Genomic DNA, 15,617 nt, shown 5'->3' on the forward strand with positions numbered 1-15,617 from the left:
TTTTTCCTGTTTGAAGTGGGTGATTTGTGAAAAAAATACTGCACGTGGCAGAGACGATCAAAGGTGGCGTCGCGACCGTTATCCGCACGATTTCGGCTTCGCCGGAAGGCGATGCGGCGAACTACGAGCTGGTGTATCTGGTCCCGGAGGATCAGGCCAAAGAGTTGCACGGCATCGGTGCGCAACAGATCCGCACCTTCCCGCGCACCGGGCGCAATGTACCGTCGTTGCTGCGTTTCGCCTGGCGCCTGACCCAGGTCATGCTCAAGGAAAAACCCGACGTGGTGCATTTGCACAGCACCTTTTCCGGGGTGATCGGTCGTTGCGTGTGTGTGCTGCTGCGACCGTGGCGCAAGCCGAAAATCGTCTACTGCCCGCACGCGTTTTCGTTCCTGATGGAAAGCTCGCCGACCAAGCAGAAAGTCTATGCGTGGATCGAGCGAGTACTGCAGAAAGTCACCGACGTGATCATTTGTGTCAGCCAGTACGAACTCGACAAAGCCGCACGCTTCGGCATCGAGCGCAAGCGCATGACGCTGATCTACAACGGCATTCACCGCAAGGATGACGCGCCGAAAGCGGCGAGTCCCGAGCCGATTCATCTGCTCTTTGTCGGTCGTCTCGATTACCAGAAAGGCTTCGACGTGTTGCTCAAGGCCTTCGCCAATGTGCAGCGCAAAGACTTGAAGCTGACCGTGGTCGGCAGCGCGGTGAACGAGGACGCGGTGGAGTGCCCGCCGATGGACTCTGTTGAATACCTGCCATGGGTCACTCCGAGCGAAGTGCAGGCGCTGTATCAGCAAGCCGATGCGCTGATTGTGCCGAGTCGCTGGGAAGGTTTCGCCATGGTGCCGCTGGAAGGCATGGCCATGGGCTTGCCGGTGATCGCCAGCAACTGCACGTCGCTGCCTGAACTGGTCACCAATGAAGTCTCCGGTTATGTCTTCCCGTCCGGTGATCACCAGGCGCTGGCCGATGTCCTGACGATCATCCAGAAGCCGCGCCTGCTCGACCTCGGCAACCAAGGTCGGAGCATCGTCCGCGAGCGTTTCAGTGCCGCGTTGATGATTCGCCAGACCTACGACCTGTATCGCGCTCCCACTTTTTAAGTAGAACTCAAGCATATGAACGTAACGATTTTGCATGGCTACAGTGCGTCCAACTCCGGTGACGGTCTGCTCGTCGATCTGGCCATCGCGCTGGTGCAGCGCAACTTTGGTGAAGACACCGCGATCAGTGTCGTGGCCTCCGATCCGGACTCTTTCAGCTACTTGCCGCACCCGCGTTTCGACGCGCCGGTGATGGCGGCCAAAGGTTTGGGCCGGGTCAAGCAAGCGGTGTTCCTTAATCAGTCCTACGCCGGGCTGGCGGATCTGTTGAAGAAAACCGACCTGATCGTCGGTGTCGGCGGCGGCTACATGCGCTCGAAAAGTGCTTTCGAACACATCAAGCTGAAACTCGGCCACGCCAAACAACTGGAAACCGCGATCCTCAGCAAAGTGCCGTCGGTGTACCTGCCGCAAAGCATTGGCCCGTTCCACGGTGAGAGCAGCAAGATCGTCGAGCACTACGCCAGTGCTGATGCGGTGTTCGTCCGCGACAATCGCTCTTCGGCGATTTTCGATGCCTGCGCCAACGTCTACCGCGCACCGGATCTGGCTGTGCAGTCGTTGGCGAGCAAAATCCTCCAGCAAGCAAAATTCACCCGCTGCGCGTCTTCGCCAGCCACCGTGTGCGTGGTACTGCGCAAGCCGCCGGAGTGGAGCAAGGAAAAGAAAGTCGCTTACGTGGCCAATCTGAAGTTGCTGCTGCAGCGTTTGAAGAACAAAAGCAAAGTGGTTTGCGCCGTACAGAGCGCGGTACGCGGTAACGATGACGGTGCGTTCTATCGCGAACTGGGCATCAGCGAAGACTTGTTGTCGTTGAAGGCGACGATTGCCAAGTATCAACCGGACCTGGTGATTTCCGTGCGTCTGCACGGCGCCATCGAATCGCTGCTCTCCGGGGTGCCGGCGTACCACATCAGCTATGAACGCAAAGGCTTCGGCGCCTATCAGGACATGGGCGTGGAAGATTGGGTAATCAACGGCGGCGACATCAATGTCGACACCATCATCAACACGGTTTACGCGCCGAATGCACTGTCGGATTTCGGCAAGCGCCTGACTGACACCTGCCGTGAAATCGAAGCGAAAACCGTGGCCATGGACGACATCATCAAGGGTGTCGTTCGATGATATTTCGGCTGCTGCTTCGCGGCGGAGCGTTAGGCGCGAAGTTTTTGCTGGTGTTGGCGATCACCCATTACCTCGGTTATGAGGCGCTGGGCTTTTACGGTGTGGTGGTCGCGGCGTCGCTGATTGCGTCGAAGTTCTACAGCGTCGGTTTCAGTTCCGAGATCAATCGCTTGATCAGCGTCGGCGGCAGTTCGCGCCGCGTGGTCGACAAAGTCCTGCTGCTGTATCTGGCAGTGGGGCTGGTGCTGTCAGTGGTAACGGTGTTGATTTATTCGCTGTTCCAGACAGTCGAAGCGACCGCCACGCTGATTCTCTGCGTGACCTTGGTGTTGCTCACTGAGCACCTGTCGTTCGAGATCAACTCGTTCGTGTTTTCCGCGCAGAAAGCCACGGCCGGCGCGCTGCTGTTTTTCATCAAGACCGGCCTGTGGGCGGTGTTGGCGGTAGGCGGGATGATGCTCGGTTGGGTCTCGGGAATCGCCAGCGTGTTGTGGCTGTGGGTCGCCGCCAACGTACTGGTGATCATCGCCGGATACTTGATCGTGGTGAACGTTCATCACGGCCGAGAAGCCGGGACACTGGCCACCGCCGCCGTGTGGAAAGCGGGATTACCGTTTTACCTCGGCACCGGGTTGATCGCCTTGAGTCAGTACGCCGAGCGGTTTCTGATCGCCGACCTCGAACCGTACGCCAAACTGGGTCAATACGTGTACGCGTGGTCGGCGGCGAACACCTTGCAGGCGTTGTCTTACGCGGTGGTGGCGGTGGTCGGGATTCCGCTGTTGGCCAAGCGTTTTCAGGCGGATCAACAGCCGTTCACGGTCAAGCAACTGTTCATCAACAAGTGGGTCATGCGCTCGCTGGTGGTGTCGGCGGCGGTGGCGGTGGCGATCTATGTGTTTTTCAACGTGGTTCTCGATTACGTCGCTACCAGCGTGCCGCGCCCGGATAACGGCATTCTTGGCGTGCTGATTTTTTCCTTCGCCTTACGGGCGATTGGCGACATTGTCTGGGGCGGTTTGATTGCCTCGAAAAACAGTCGGGTGTCGCTGGCCAGTGCGGCGATTTGCCTGCTGGTGTCAGTGCCGGTCAGCTATCTGCTGATCAAGCATTATTCGATTTACGGCGCGGCGTGGGGCAATGTCTTCGCGATCATCGTGCAGCTTGTGGTGATTGCTGTGCTGACCCGTGCGACCCAGGCGAAAAAGGCCGCATTGTCATGGGCCTGAAGCTGCCGTGCATCGAGTTTCGTGGCAAGCGACTCGATTCGTATGTGTCGTTCCTGATCCTCTTCACCGGGCTGTTTCTGTCAGTGGCCATGCCGCTGCTGATCCCGCGTGATCCGGGTCCTGATGCGATGACCTTGTGGTCGTCTTACGCGCGTGCCGACAACTGCAACTTCTGGAACCCGTTCTCGCCGGATCGCTCGTCCTACGAGTGTTCGGCATTCCTGCTACGGCCCACCGGGATCAACCTGACCAATGCCTGGGCCTACGGCATGTTCTGTAATTTTTTCCTCACGGCGATTCCGGTGGTGGTGTTTCGGCGCATGCCGTTGGCGATCTTCGGCACCTTGTGTCTGTGGGGGATTGTGCGCTCGTTTTTCCTGGAGAACCTGACCAAGGAAATCATTGTGTCGGTGGCGGTGTTGAGCATTCTGCTCAGCTCGCTGACGCGCAAATATCGCGGCGGTTTTTTTCTCTCGGCAGTGATCTACGGCGTGCTGATCCGGCCTTACTGGATTCTGTTTTCGCTGTCGTGGGTCGGCGTCTGCGTGATGAAAAAGTACGTGTCGCGCACGACCTTCTTCCTGATGTTGTTCCTGTTCTACCTCGCTGTGGCGATGTCGATCCAGATCGCCCTGGGCTTTCCGGTGTCATCGATTCGCGCCAGTAACAACGAGTTGCGCACGGCGGGCGAGGAGGGCTCGAAATCGTTGATCGTGTCGTGGCTCAGCGGCAGCGACTTCGTTTCGCAGGCGCTGGACTCGATGATCATCTTCTTTCGCTTGTCGTTTCCGGTGGAGCTGATTTTGCTGTCCGGGCCAGGCCAGGTGATCTTCGTCGCACTGATGATCATGACCGCGTTGCTGCTGTTCAAAGTCATCACCTCGACTGATTACAAAGGCGCGCCGATCCAGACCAAACCCAAGGAACTGATCGCGATCCCGCTGGCGTTTCTGCTGGTGCAAGGCCTGTTCGAGCCGGACTTCGGCTCCTTCGCCCGGCACTTCTCGATGGTGGTGCCGGTGTTGTTCGTGGGCCTGGGCTTGATGCTGCGGGCGAACAAACCGGTGCAGGTTGAATCACGAATTCTGAATTGAGGCAGGTGCTTTATGTCGAGCAAGAAAAAGTCCCTGGAGATTGAAACCCTGCGCGGGCTGGCGTGCCTGTTGCTGGTGCTCTATCACGTCATCGGACCGCTGGGCGGCGGGCTGAAGATCGATATCGGCTCGCCGTTCCGGGTGATCGCCGATTCGATGGTGTACGTGCGTATGCCGCTGTTCACGTTTATTTCCGGGTACATCTATTCGATCTACAAAATTCGCGGCAATGACTTTTCCGCGTTCTTCAGCGGCAAGGTGCGCCGCTTGATCGTGCCGCTGTTTTGCGTCGGTGTACCGTTCTCGGTGTTGCAAGCGGTGGGGCCGGGGGTGAACAAGGATGTCGGGGTGATCGACGCGTTGTTGTCGTTCTGGGTGCCGATCAACCACTTCTGGTTCCTGCAGGCGGTGTTCATCATTTTCATGTTCGTCGGGCTGCTGGAGTGGCGCGGGATGTTGCGTTCGGCGACGCGCTTGTATGGGCTGTTTGCGTTTGCGGCGCTGTTGTTTCTGCTGCCGCCGTTCAAGTTCGATGCGTTCGGAATTAACGGCGCGATTTATCTGCTGCCGTTTTTTGTCGCGGGGATGATTGGCCAGGAGAATGTCGACGCGCTGAAACAGCGCTTCAAGGTGATCGGGCCGCTGGTGTTTGTACTGATCTCGTTGACGCTGTTGTATGTGGCGGCGATTGATCGCGAGTTGATTGTTGATCGTCGCAGTTTGATCGGTCTGACTGTCGGTTGCGTGTCGTGCATCGCCTTGCTGTCGAGTGATATGCGCTCGAAGGCGCTGACCTGGCTCGGTGGTTATTCCTATGCGATCTTCCTGTTTCATGTGCTGTTTGCGGCAACGTCACGGTTTGTACTGGGACGGTTGGGGGTGAAGGATGAAAGCCTGCTGGTGCTCGGCGGCTTGAGTTGTGGCTTGCTCGGGCCGGTGGTGTTGTCGATGATTTTCAGCCGGTTCAATTTCACTTCGGTGTTGTTTCTTGGGGAGCGGGCGGCGAAGAAGAAACCCTTGGTGCCTGCCACCCCGGTGGTGCAGACCCAATCATCCCTGTAAGTCACACCATCCCTGTGGGAGCTGGCTTGCCAGCGATAGGGTCGGGTCAGATACAAATTTGTTGCCTGACCCACCGCTATCGCTGGCAAGCCAGCTCCCACAGGTTTTCTCGGTGTACACAGATTTAGAGGATGATCGCGTTAAATGTAGGCCTTCGCCTGCTCGCGATAGCGTTGTGTCAGTCAATGCATTTGTATTGGATGGACCGCAATCGCGAGCAGGCTCACTCCTACAGTTGATCTCTGTACACCCAAGCATCCAGTGGGCCATTCCAGACTGAAGGAAATTTTGCATGGTGGCAGTAGATGATGCGCAACCCGTCGCAGCGTCGGTGGTTCAGGTGGGCGATGCCCGCGAGCGTTTTGCCCAGTGGCGTGAAGGCAAGGCCGGCAAGGTGTTGTCAGTCTCGGTAATCGGTGACAGCTACACTGCCGGGCAGGATTTCTACCTGAACAAACTGGTGCAACGCGTGGCCGGGGAGGTCGGTTTTGCCGGGCCGGGTTACGTCGGTTTCAACCACGGTGCCGCGCTGGGCGGCACGCATTTCAAATACACCCGCAGCAGTGACAAGTACTTTGGCGGCGACTGGAAGGTTTCAGACCTGGGCCAGGCGAGTCCGGACAGTCGCACGGTAACAGGCCGGCCCGGCGCTTGGCTGCAAGTGGATGCCAACCCGACGCCGCGCATCGATACGGCGGTTACTCAGGCGAAATTGCTTTACCTGGGCACAGGCGAATCCTCCGAGATCCGTTACCGCTGGTCACCTTCAGAAGATTGGCAGCCCATGACGCTGACAGGTGCGGGGGTTCAGGAAGTGCCATTGGCAGGCCTGTCTGCAGCGAAAGACTGGTCCTTCAAACTGGAAGTGGTGAAGGGCGCACCGACGTTGTTCGGCCTGTGGATGAGCAACGATCAGAACGGCGTTCGTGTCTCGAAGCTGGCGGCATCGGGCGCAGCGTCTGCAGATTTCTATCACAAGGATCCGCAATGGCAGGTGCAGTGGAAAGCTGCCGTGTCGAAGATCCCCGCTGATGTTTACCTGATCATGCTCGGCGGTAACGATCAGGGGTTTGGCGTGAAGCCAGCGCAGTATTTGCAGAACGTTCAGGGGCTGGTGGGCATGCTGCGCGAGATTCAACCGCAGGCGAGCATCAACCTGATCATGCGTCAGGACACCACGCGCTCCAGTGCTTACCCGATGTCAGCGTATGCGCAGGTGCTTGAACCGTGGGCGCGCGAGCAGCATCTGGGGTATGCCAACCTGCAATGCGCGTTCGGGCCGGACGTTAAACGCTACGCGGCGGCGATGATTGGCCCGGACAAGATTCATCCACTGCCGGCCACAGGCGGGAAAGTGATTGCCGATTACTTTTATGGCTGGATCATGGGCGCCAAGGATCGTTGCGACGCCGCCCCTAAATGACACGCAAACCTCAGAGCGGTGATCGTTCCCACGCTCCGCGTGGGAATGCCGCCCGGGACGCTCCGCGTCCCTTCGCTGGGTGACGCAGAGCGTCACTGGATGCATTCCCACGCAGAGCGTGGGAATGATCAGGTGAGGGGAGTTATTCGAAGGCGTCGACCTGCTCGAGCAACTCCGCAATCTTCTGTGGCATCAACCGTGTATCACAACGGGTTTCCACGTTGATGATGATCGCCGGGTCGTTACAGCAAATCCGCACGCGAAAGCGCCAGTCGCTGAAGATCACCTTCAGCCCATCACTGTCATCCATCTCCAGCGCCTGCTCGCCGTACAGCTTTTTCAAATGCGCGAGCAGCGGATAGGGATCGCGTAGCGGCCGGCGAATGTCCCCGGACGCGGGAAACACGCCAATCCGCTCCACCAGCAGAATCGTGCCCAGCCAGGACTCGTTGGCGCTGGGCAACGGCTGATGGCGTGACAGCCAGCTCATCACCCCGAGGTTACCCACCTCGCGTTCAATCTCTACGGAATGTTGTGCAATGTTCATGGTGGCCTCGTTGAGTGAAGGGAGCCGTCTCAGCGGCCCTTGAGATAGACGTTTTCGTAGCAGAAATTGGTCGCCTGCAAGTAGCCCTCGGCGTCACCGCAGTCAAAGCGCAGGCCTTTGAACTTGTAGGCCAGCACGCAGCCGTTCTGCGCTTGCTTCATCAGCGCGTCGGTGATCTGGATTTCGCCGCCCTTGCCCGGTTGGGTGTCGGCGATCAGGTCGAAGATGTCCGGAGTGAGGATGTAGCGACCGATGATCGCCAGGTTCGACGGTGCATCTTGCGGGGCCGGTTTTTCCACCATGTTGTTGACCCGATAGATGCCGTCGGACATCAGTTCGCCGGCAATCACGCCGTACTTGTGAGTCTGGTCGGCCGGGACTTCCTGGATGGCGACGATCGAGCAGCGGAATTTCTTGTACAGCTCAATCATCTGCGTGAGTACTCCGTCACCTTCGAGGTTCAGGCACAGGTCATCGGCCAACACCACGGCAAAGGGTTCGTCGCCGATCAGCGGACGACCGCTGAGAATCGCGTGACCGAGGCCCTTCATTTCCACCTGACGGGTGTAGGAGAAGGTGCAGGTGTCGATCAGCTCACGGGTGCCGGCGAGGAATTTCTCTTTCTCGGTGCCGCGGATCTGGTGTTCGAGTTCGTAGCTGATGTCGAAATGGTCTTCCAGCGCACGCTTGCCGCGACCGGTGACGATGGCCATGTGTTGCAGGCCGGCGTCCCGTGCTTCTTCAACGGCGTATTCGATCAACGGCTTGTTGACGATTGGCAGCATCTCTTTAGGCATGGCTTTGGTGGCCGGCAAGAAACGCGTGCCGTAGCCGGCAGCGGGGAACAAACATTTACGAATCATAAAAGTATCCTGGACAGTCATGGAACACAGGCGACAGATGCGCGCACTAATAAAGGGCGTACAAGTTTCAATGTTGGATTGAAGGCTTACTTTAATACCTGAGTCAGGTTATTAATGGCAAATGCTCGTGACGGTAAAACACGACAATGTTATGAGATGTCGGTAAGTGCGTTGTTAGTTATTTTTAGTCGGTATCTGTTGATAGTGATGAGTGCACAGGGAGTGCTAATAAGTAGCGGGCAATACAGTGTGACCTGCAAAAATATTTATTGCCAGTCATTGAACTAGTTTTGTTTTCGGTTGTTGTCGCCTTGTTTGTGTGGATTGTGACACATCTTCAATGAATCAGGCTTGACACGCTACTTGTCACTCATTCAAAGACGGATCGCGCTATGAAGATTCTGGTAACGGGTGGCGCCGGCTATATCGGCTCGCACACCACACTTGCTCTACTTGAAGCAGGTTATGAAGTTGTCGTACTGGATAACCTTTGTAACAGCAGCGAAGCATCGTTGCACGCGGTTGAGGGCATTTGCGGCAAGAGTGCCTGGATGATCCGCGGCGATGTCTGTGACCGGGCACTGCTCGACCGGATTTTCCGTGAGCACAACATCGACGCGGTGCTGCATTTTGCCGGTCTGAAAGCGGTCGGCGAAAGCGTGCGCAAACCGCTCGAGTACTACGAGACCAACGTCAGCGGTAGCATTAATCTGTGCCAGGCAATGGCGGCAGCGGGGGTGTTTCGGCTGGTGTTCAGCTCGTCGGCCACGGTGTATGGCGAGCCTGAGCAGATGCCGATCCGCGAGGATTTCCCCACTGGTAATCCGACCAATCCTTACGGCCAGTCCAAGCTGATCGTCGAGAACGTGCTGCGTGACCTGAGCCTGGCCGAGCCGCGCTGGAGCATTGCTTTGCTGCGCTACTTCAACCCGATCGGCGCCCACGCCAGCGGCCATATGGGCGAAGACCCCAACGGCATCCCGAATAATCTGGTGCCGTACATCAGTCAGGTGGCGGTCGGCAGCCTGCAAGAGTTGTCGATCTTCGGCAACGATTACCCGACTGTCGACGGTACTGGCGTGCGCGATTACATCCACGTCGTCGATCTGGCGGACGGTCACTTGAAGGCGTTGCAGTCGATCTCCGGACGCACCGGCATTCATACCTGGAACCTTGGCACGGGCGATGGCTACAGCGTGCTGCAAGTGCTCCAAGCGTTTGAACAGGCCTGCGGGCAACCGGTGCCTTACCGGATGATGCCGCGCCGTTCCGGGGATATCGCCGAGAGTTGGGCCGACGCCTCCAAGGCTGCGAAGGAACTTGGCTGGAAAGCCACGCGCAACTTGCAGGATATGGTCACTGACACTTGGCGCTGGCAATCGAACCATCCCAAAGGCTACTTGCGATGATGGCCATTTAACTCAATGTTATTTTCAGTCAGGTTGTTAGATAACGTCGGGAAATTACACTGGCAATGCCTTTTGCAAGTCCGTAGATATAAACCTGCCGTTCGACTTTTATCAGTTGGGTAAGACTGTGAAAGAACGACGGATCATGTTCGCGCTTTTTGCGGACTTGAACTCACCACCGCTAACTCAGGCCGGTTTTTTAACAGGTCGAATGTTAGAAAGGAGTTGATATGAAAAAAGTGATGGCAGTTGCCCTGTTGACGATGTTGAGCAACTGGGCTGCCGCCGCTGAAGCACCGCTGACAGCGGTAACCAATGTAGGTGGCAACGTGGCGGCTTCTCAAGCGCCCGCAGCCAGTACTGCAATGGTTGCCAGTGCTGTAGCGGCGTCTAACAGCGGTGGCAGTGCCAACGGCGGTACCACCGGTACGACGGGTACCACCGGTACCACCGGCACGCATAACTAACAGGAAGTTCTGTTAGTGCAGTACAAGGTCGCCCGACGCAAGTCGGGTGACTTTGTTTTTGGATTCGCCCTTGAATAGCGTAGTGCCATTATGACTCGTAGTGTTTATCTTTTAATGTTGGCAAGTCTCGCTTTGCAAGGTTGCATGTTTTCCCCCGGTCAATACCTCAGCACCGGCAGCATCACCCGCCAGGGCGCCAGCGAAAGCAGCCGGGTCGAGCTGATTCCGATCACGCCCAAGCTGATCGCCATGAACCGTGCCACGCAAAAGCGTGAGTCGCTGCCGCCGGAGTTGTTGGCGACCCCGGCCGAATACCGCATCGGCAACAACGATGTCCTGTACATCACCGTGTGGGATCACCCCGAGCTGACGGCCCCGTCCGGCGCGCAACAACAGATCGATGCCAACGGCCGTCTGGTGCGCTCCGATGGCACGCTCTATTACCCGTTCATCAAGGAAGTCCAGGCCACCGGCCGGACCATCCAGCAACTGCGCTCGGACATTGAACAGCGGCTGTCGGCATTCATTGCCGAGCCGCAGGTGGATGTCGCGGTGTTGCGTTTTGCCAGCCAGAAAGTCGTGGTCACTGGCGCGGTGGCCAAGGCCGGCCCGCAAGCGATTTCGACCAATCCGCTGAGCGTGGTCGAAGCCCTCGGTTCGGCCGGCATCGATACCAACAATGCCGATTTGTCCGGGCTGTTGCTGACCCGCAACGGCCGCACGTATCCGCTCAACCTCGACTCGCTCAATCAGCAGGATTCCGAGTTGCAGAACGTCTTCCTCAAGGGCGGCGATCAGCTGTATCTGCCGTACAACGACAACAAGCGCATCTACGTGATGGGCGAGGTCAACCAGCCGCGCGCGTTGAGTTTCAAGACCGCGACGATGAACCTCACCGATGTGCTCGGTTCGGTCGGCGGCTTGAGCCAGACCACCTCCAATGGCAACGCGGTGTACGTCATTCGTGGCGTGGAAAACCTCGATGTCGAGCCGGCGAAGATCTACCAGTTGGAAGCTGAATCGCCGACTGCCATGGCGCTCGCTTCGCACTTCGAAGTCCGCCCGCAGGACGTGGTGTATGTCGGGCCTGCCAACGTGACTCGCTGGAACCGTTTGATCAGTCAGTTGGTGCCGTCGGCATCGATTGTCGGCACCGGTGCTTCCGCTGCGAAGAACTGGAGCGAATACAGTAACAACAGCAAATAAGGTCGCCGACTTTGAACATTTTGAAAGTTGGCCTGTGCCTGATGGCGGCCTCATTGCTGTGCGGCTGTAACCCGTTGATGAGCGCTTCGTTGAACAACCTTAAAGCGGCAGTCGTCGGCCCGGATGAAGTCGACGTGTCGGCAGCTGAAGTGGCCGGGGTCAACTACCCGCAACTGAAACTGACCACGCCGTCCGGCTCCGGGGTGCTGGCGCTGGTGCGCGAGCGCGAAGACCTGCAGTTCTGGGTCGCCTCGGGCAAACAGGTTCTGCTGCTGCGCAATGGCCTCGCCGTGCGCAGCATTGGTCTGGGTCTGGAAGGCGATCTCGATGGCACGCGGCTGGCCGATGACTCACCGTTCAAACAAGGTCTGCATCACGTCGCCGACGGTTTCACCACGCGGCGCTGGATCGATCTCTACAAGGGCCAGGAAGTCGGGGTGATCGTCAACAGCCGCTTCTCCCGTCGCTCGGAACAGACCCTGCAGATTCTCGACAAGGAATACACCGTGCTGCGTGTCGATGAGCAGATTGATGCCCCGGCCATCGGCCTGAGCGCGACCAATCGTTACTGGGTCGATCCGCGTGACGGTTTCATTTTGCAGAGCGAGCAGCAACTGACCTCGCAGTTACGCGTCAAGGTTGTGCAACTGACCCCTGATCGCAGGCACCTGCCGTGATGCGCCTGAAAATGTTATCGGCGAGCTTGTTGCTGGTCGCGAGTGTGAGTCAGGCGGCCGTCACGGTGTCGGGCGATGTCGCCAATCCCGGGCCGGTCGCGTTACCAGCCGGCGGGCGCTTGCTCGATGTGATCAGCGAAGCCGTGCCGAATGCCGAAGGTTATTGGCTGGCGGGCGGGTTGCTGCGTCAGTCGCTGATCGAGGAGCAAACGCGGCTGAAGGTCGGCGTGTTGTTTGATCTGGATGTGCTGCAGCGCATGTCGATGCTGTTCGATCTGCCGAGTCGGGCGGCGCTGGCGCAGCGTATTGCCGAAGAAGTGCGGCGGATGCCGGTGACCGGACGGCAGATTGCCGATCTCGATCCGGTGGCGCTGGAAGTCGGCTTCGCGCGCAACATTCGCCTCGATGACGGCGATCGTCTGATCTATCCGAAGCGTGTCGACGAAGTGCAAGTGCTCGGTGCCGTCGCCGAGCCGTGCCACTTGCCGTATCAGCCGTTGCAGGAGGCCCGTGAGTATTTGCAGGGCTGTTCGATCCTGAACGATGCCGAAGCCGATTACCTGTGGCTGATCCAGCCCAACGGCGTGTCGCGGCGCGTCGGCATTGCCCACTGGAATCGCGAGTCCGGGCAGTTTCCGGTGGCCGGCAGCAAGATTCTGGTGCCGTTGAAAAATGATGATCTTGATCCGCCTATCCCTGAGCTGAATCAGCAGTTGGCTGAATTTATTGCCACGCAGCTGGCCGAGGTGGTTCGTTGAAGTTACGTTTTGCAGCTGTGTTGTTATTGCCGTGTGGTTTGGCTCATGCAGAGCCGCGCATTACCCAGAATGACTTCGGTGGCACCGGTCTGTTGCAGACGCCGACCGCGCGCATGGCCCCGGCCGGCGAGTTGAGCGTCAACGCCAACCGCACCGATCCGTACAGTCGCTACAGCGTGTCGTTGCAGCCGCTGGACTGGCTCGAAGGCTCGTTTCGCTACACCGCGATCACCAACCGGCCGTACGGCTCGGAGGCCCTCAGCGGTAGTCAAAGCTATAAGGACAAGGCGGTCGACGTCAAAGTCCGGCTGTGGCAGGAAAGTCACTGGTTGCCCGACGTGGCCCTGGGCTTTCGAGACATCGGCGGTACCGGTTTGTTCTCCAGTGAATTTTTCGTCGCCAACAAGCGTTACGACAATTTCGATTTCAGCGCCGGGATTGCCTGGGGTTACCTGGGTAATCGCGGCGATATCGACAACCCGTTGGGCTACGTCAGCGATCGCTTCGATACCCGACCGGCCCTGGAGGGCACCGGTGACGTCAACTCGGGTTCGTACTTTCGCGGTCGACCGTCGTTCTTCGGTGGTGTGAGCTATCAGACGCCGTGGGATCGCCTCAGCCTGAAACTCGAATTCGAAGGCAACGACTACAAGCACGAGCCGAAGGACAACGAGATCAAACAGGACTCGCCGATCAACCTTGGCGCAGTGTTCAAGGTGACTGATTCGGTCGATGTCAGCGCGGCGTGGGAGCGCGGCAACACGGCGATGTTCGGCGTGACCTTCCACACTAATTTCGTCAGCCGCAAGGCACCGGCGAAGACTTACGATCCGACCCCGGAACCGCTGCCGGCGAAGGCACCGACCACGGCGATGGATCAGGTCAACTGGGCCAACGTCTCGCAGCGTTTGCAGCAGAACGCCGGCTACAAGGTCGAGCGCATTGCCCAGCGTGATTCCGAACTGATTGTGTATGGCGAGCAGCAGCGTTACTTCCATTCGTCCAAGGCTGTCGGGCGGGCGAGCCGGATTCTCGACAACAGCGTCAACGACGACATCGACTGGTTCACCGTGGTCAACAAGCGCTATGACTTGCCGCTGGAAGAAACCAGCGTGCCGCGCCAGACCTTCCGCGAAGTGATCAACAACGAGGAGCCTTTGCAGTCGTTGCACCGCACCACCGAGATCAACCCGGCGATGCCGCACAACGAGAAAACTCTCTACACCGAAGCGCCGCAGCATTTCAGTTATGGCGTGGGATTGGGCTTCAAGCAGAACGTTGGCGGTCCGGATGGCTTGCTCTATCAATTGAGCGCCGATGCCGACGCCGAATACCGCTTCAATCGCAACACCTGGTGGAGCGGCTTGCTCAGTGCCAACCTGGCCAACAACTTCGACAAATTCACCTACGACGCGCCGAGCGGCTTGCCGCGTGTGCGCACGGATTTGCGCCAGTATCTGACCACATCCAACACGACCATGCCGTTGTTCCAGGTCAGCCATGCCGAGCAGCTGGATAAAGACTGGTACGGCATGGTGTATGGCGGTTATCTGGAGTCGATGTTTGCCGGTGTCGGCGGTGAGGTGTTGTTCCGCCCGACCGGTGAGCGCTGGTCGGTGGCCGCGGATCTGAACTGGGTGCGGCAGCGTGATTTCGATCAAGGCTTTGCGCTGCGCGATTACTCGGTAGTGACCGGGCATGTCACGGCGTATACCGATCTGCCGTTCGATACGCTGGCGGCGGTGAGCGTCGGGCGTTATCTGGCCGGAGACTGGGGCGGCACGCTGGACATCTCGCGCGAGTTTTTCAACGGCGTGCGTTTCGGTGCGTGGGCGACGATCACCACGGCGGGCAGCGCGGAGTATGGCGAAGGTAGTTTCGACAAAGGCATCTACCTGTCGATCCCGTTCGACGAAATGATGAGCATGTCGACCATGCGCCGCGCCAACCTGGTCTGGGCCCCACTGACCCGTGACGGTGGTGCGCGACTGAATCGCGGCTACCAATTGCACTCGATGACCGATAGCCGGGAAGGGGATATGTTCTATCGGAATTTCGAGAAGATTACCGAGTAAGCGCAGATATCCGAAACACCTCTGAAACCTGTGGGAGCTGGCTTGCCAGCGATGAGGTCGGCACATTCAAGATTGATATTGGCTGACCCACCGCCATCGCTGGCAAGTCGAATCGTCGCACCGCAGCTCCCACAGGTTATGTGTCTAGCCACAAGGCCTGAGCCAACCACAAATCCCCTGTAGGCCTTCGCCTGCTCGCGATAGCGTCCGTACAGTCGACATCCCTGTTGCCTGACCCACCGCCATCGCGAGCAGGCGAAGGCCTACATTGGTTATTTGTCACGCCACAAATCCCGAACCAGCCAAAAATCCCCTGTAGGAGTGAGCCTGCTCGCGATAGCGTTCGACCAGCCGACATCCCTGATGCCTGACCCACCGCCATCGCGAGCAGGCTCACTCCTACATTGGTTATTTGTCACGCCACAAATCCCGAGCCAATCCCGAATCCCTGTGGGAGCTGGCTTGCCAGCGATGAGGTCGGCACATTCAATATTGTTATTGGCTGACCCACCGCCATCGCTGGCAAGCCAGCTCCCACAGTTTTTGCATCCATCCAAGATCCGATTCCAT

At 58.2% G+C, this 15,617-nt stretch carries 14 protein-coding genes; 12 read left to right on the top strand and 2 right to left on the bottom strand.

Translation table 11 applies throughout. The features are described 5' to 3' along the window. The first annotated feature begins 26 nt into the window (after nucleotides 1-26). The 6 genes from ACM6IN_RS07635 to ACM6IN_RS07660 all read left to right on the top strand — a co-directional run bounded on the left by ACM6IN_RS07635 (nucleotide 27) and on the right by ACM6IN_RS07660 (nucleotide 7,045). Nucleotides 27-1,109: a glycosyltransferase family 4 protein gene (locus ACM6IN_RS07635; RefSeq protein ID WP_007910536.1), complete on the top strand. Its 1,083-nt coding sequence runs from the start codon at nucleotides 27-29 to the stop codon at nucleotides 1,107-1,109. Between the two features lie 15 nt (nucleotides 1,110-1,124). Next, the gene (locus ACM6IN_RS07640; RefSeq protein ID WP_095114315.1) at nucleotides 1,125-2,237 is read left to right on the top strand and encodes a polysaccharide pyruvyl transferase family protein; all 1,113 of its coding nucleotides are present in this window, start codon (nucleotides 1,125-1,127) and stop codon (nucleotides 2,235-2,237) included. Beyond that, nucleotides 2,234-3,466: a polysaccharide biosynthesis C-terminal domain-containing protein gene (locus ACM6IN_RS07645; protein WP_123377045.1), complete on the top strand. Its 1,233-nt coding sequence runs from the start codon at nucleotides 2,234-2,236 to the stop codon at nucleotides 3,464-3,466. Before ACM6IN_RS07640 ends, ACM6IN_RS07645 begins: the two co-directional genes overlap by 4 nt. Beyond that, a complete protein-coding gene (locus ACM6IN_RS07650; RefSeq protein ID WP_007910541.1) occupies nucleotides 3,457-4,560 on the top strand; it encodes a hypothetical protein in 1,104 nt (367 codons plus the stop codon). The genes ACM6IN_RS07645 and ACM6IN_RS07650 overlap by 10 nt, the downstream gene beginning before the upstream one ends. Before the next feature lie 12 nt (nucleotides 4,561-4,572). Continuing rightward, nucleotides 4,573-5,622, top strand: coding sequence for an acyltransferase family protein (locus tag ACM6IN_RS07655; protein ID WP_414915697.1), 1,050 nt, complete (start codon nucleotides 4,573-4,575; stop codon nucleotides 5,620-5,622). Nucleotides 5,623-5,914: 292 nt separating this feature from the next. Continuing rightward, entirely contained in the window at nucleotides 5,915-7,045 is a 1,131-nt protein-coding gene (locus tag ACM6IN_RS07660; protein WP_123377043.1) for an SGNH/GDSL hydrolase family protein, read from the top strand. 142 nt (nucleotides 7,046-7,187) lie between these two features. Here ACM6IN_RS07660 and ACM6IN_RS07665 read toward each other — a convergent pair whose 3' ends face one another. Next, nucleotides 7,188-7,592 carry a mannose-1-phosphate guanylyltransferase gene (locus tag ACM6IN_RS07665; protein ID WP_414915698.1) on the bottom strand — a complete coding sequence of 135 codons (405 nt, stop codon included), beginning with the start codon at nucleotides 7,590-7,592 and terminating at the stop codon, nucleotides 7,188-7,190. 29 nt (nucleotides 7,593-7,621) lie between these two features. Further along, the gene (gene galU, locus ACM6IN_RS07670) at nucleotides 7,622-8,455 is read right to left on the bottom strand and encodes a UTP--glucose-1-phosphate uridylyltransferase GalU (RefSeq protein ID WP_007910549.1); all 834 of its coding nucleotides are present in this window, start codon (nucleotides 8,453-8,455) and stop codon (nucleotides 7,622-7,624) included. Nucleotides 8,456-8,847: 392 nt separating this feature from the next. On the opposite strand from galU, the gene galE reads away from it, so the two are divergent. The 6 genes from galE to ACM6IN_RS07700 all read left to right on the top strand — a co-directional run bounded on the left by galE (nucleotide 8,848) and on the right by ACM6IN_RS07700 (nucleotide 15,047). After that, nucleotides 8,848-9,864, top strand: a complete 1,017-nt coding sequence (galE, locus tag ACM6IN_RS07675) for a UDP-glucose 4-epimerase GalE (RefSeq protein WP_414915699.1) — start codon at nucleotides 8,848-8,850, stop codon at nucleotides 9,862-9,864. Nucleotides 9,865-10,094: 230 nt separating this feature from the next. Continuing rightward, a complete protein-coding gene (locus ACM6IN_RS07680) occupies nucleotides 10,095-10,331 on the top strand; it encodes a hypothetical protein (protein ID WP_007910552.1) in 237 nt (78 codons plus the stop codon). A gap of 144 nt (nucleotides 10,332-10,475) precedes the next feature. After that, nucleotides 10,476-11,537, top strand: coding sequence for a polysaccharide biosynthesis/export family protein (locus tag ACM6IN_RS07685; RefSeq protein WP_042705001.1), 1,062 nt, complete (start codon nucleotides 10,476-10,478; stop codon nucleotides 11,535-11,537). An 11-nt stretch (nucleotides 11,538-11,548) separates the two neighbouring features. After that, nucleotides 11,549-12,214 carry a YjbF family lipoprotein gene (locus ACM6IN_RS07690; RefSeq protein ID WP_095050493.1) on the top strand — a complete coding sequence of 222 codons (666 nt, stop codon included), beginning with the start codon at nucleotides 11,549-11,551 and terminating at the stop codon, nucleotides 12,212-12,214. Then, nucleotides 12,214-12,972, top strand: coding sequence for a capsule biosynthesis GfcC family protein (locus tag ACM6IN_RS07695; protein WP_414915700.1), 759 nt, complete (start codon nucleotides 12,214-12,216; stop codon nucleotides 12,970-12,972). The genes ACM6IN_RS07690 and ACM6IN_RS07695 overlap by 1 nt, the downstream gene beginning before the upstream one ends. Then, entirely contained in the window at nucleotides 12,969-15,047 is a 2,079-nt protein-coding gene (locus ACM6IN_RS07700; protein WP_414915701.1) for a YjbH domain-containing protein, read from the top strand. Before ACM6IN_RS07695 ends, ACM6IN_RS07700 begins: the two co-directional genes overlap by 4 nt. Nucleotides 15,048-15,617: the final 570 nt, after the last annotated feature.

The sequence above is a fragment of the Pseudomonas sp. IT-P395 genome (assembly GCF_949767675.1).
Taxonomy (GTDB): Bacteria; Pseudomonadota; Gammaproteobacteria; order Pseudomonadales; family Pseudomonadaceae; genus Aquipseudomonas.

What these genes read in the sequence shown, in the direction of transcription:
- ACM6IN_RS07655 (WP_414915697.1), top strand. Translation starts at nt 4,573, where the DNA reads ATGTCGAGCAAGAAAAAGTCCCTGGAGATTGAAACCCTGCGCGGGCTG.
- ACM6IN_RS07645 (WP_123377045.1), top strand. Translation starts at nt 2,234, where the DNA reads ATGATATTTCGGCTGCTGCTTCGCGGCGGAGCGTTAGGCGCGAAGTTT.
- ACM6IN_RS07640 (WP_095114315.1), top strand. Translation starts at nt 1,125, where the DNA reads ATGAACGTAACGATTTTGCATGGCTACAGTGCGTCCAACTCCGGTGAC.
- galE (WP_414915699.1), top strand. Translation starts at nt 8,848, where the DNA reads ATGAAGATTCTGGTAACGGGTGGCGCCGGCTATATCGGCTCGCACACC.
- galU (WP_007910549.1), bottom strand. Translation starts at nt 8,455, where the DNA reads ATGATTCGTAAATGTTTGTTCCCCGCTGCCGGCTACGGCACGCGTTTC.
- ACM6IN_RS07660 (WP_123377043.1), top strand. Translation starts at nt 5,915, where the DNA reads ATGGTGGCAGTAGATGATGCGCAACCCGTCGCAGCGTCGGTGGTTCAG.
- ACM6IN_RS07695 (WP_414915700.1), top strand. Translation starts at nt 12,214, where the DNA reads ATGCGCCTGAAAATGTTATCGGCGAGCTTGTTGCTGGTCGCGAGTGTG.
- ACM6IN_RS07665 (WP_414915698.1), bottom strand. Translation starts at nt 7,592, where the DNA reads ATGAACATTGCACAACATTCCGTAGAGATTGAACGCGAGGTGGGTAAC.
- ACM6IN_RS07680 (WP_007910552.1), top strand. Translation starts at nt 10,095, where the DNA reads ATGAAAAAAGTGATGGCAGTTGCCCTGTTGACGATGTTGAGCAACTGG.
- ACM6IN_RS07650 (WP_007910541.1), top strand. Translation starts at nt 3,457, where the DNA reads ATGGGCCTGAAGCTGCCGTGCATCGAGTTTCGTGGCAAGCGACTCGAT.
- ACM6IN_RS07685 (WP_042705001.1), top strand. Translation starts at nt 10,476, where the DNA reads ATGTTTTCCCCCGGTCAATACCTCAGCACCGGCAGCATCACCCGCCAG.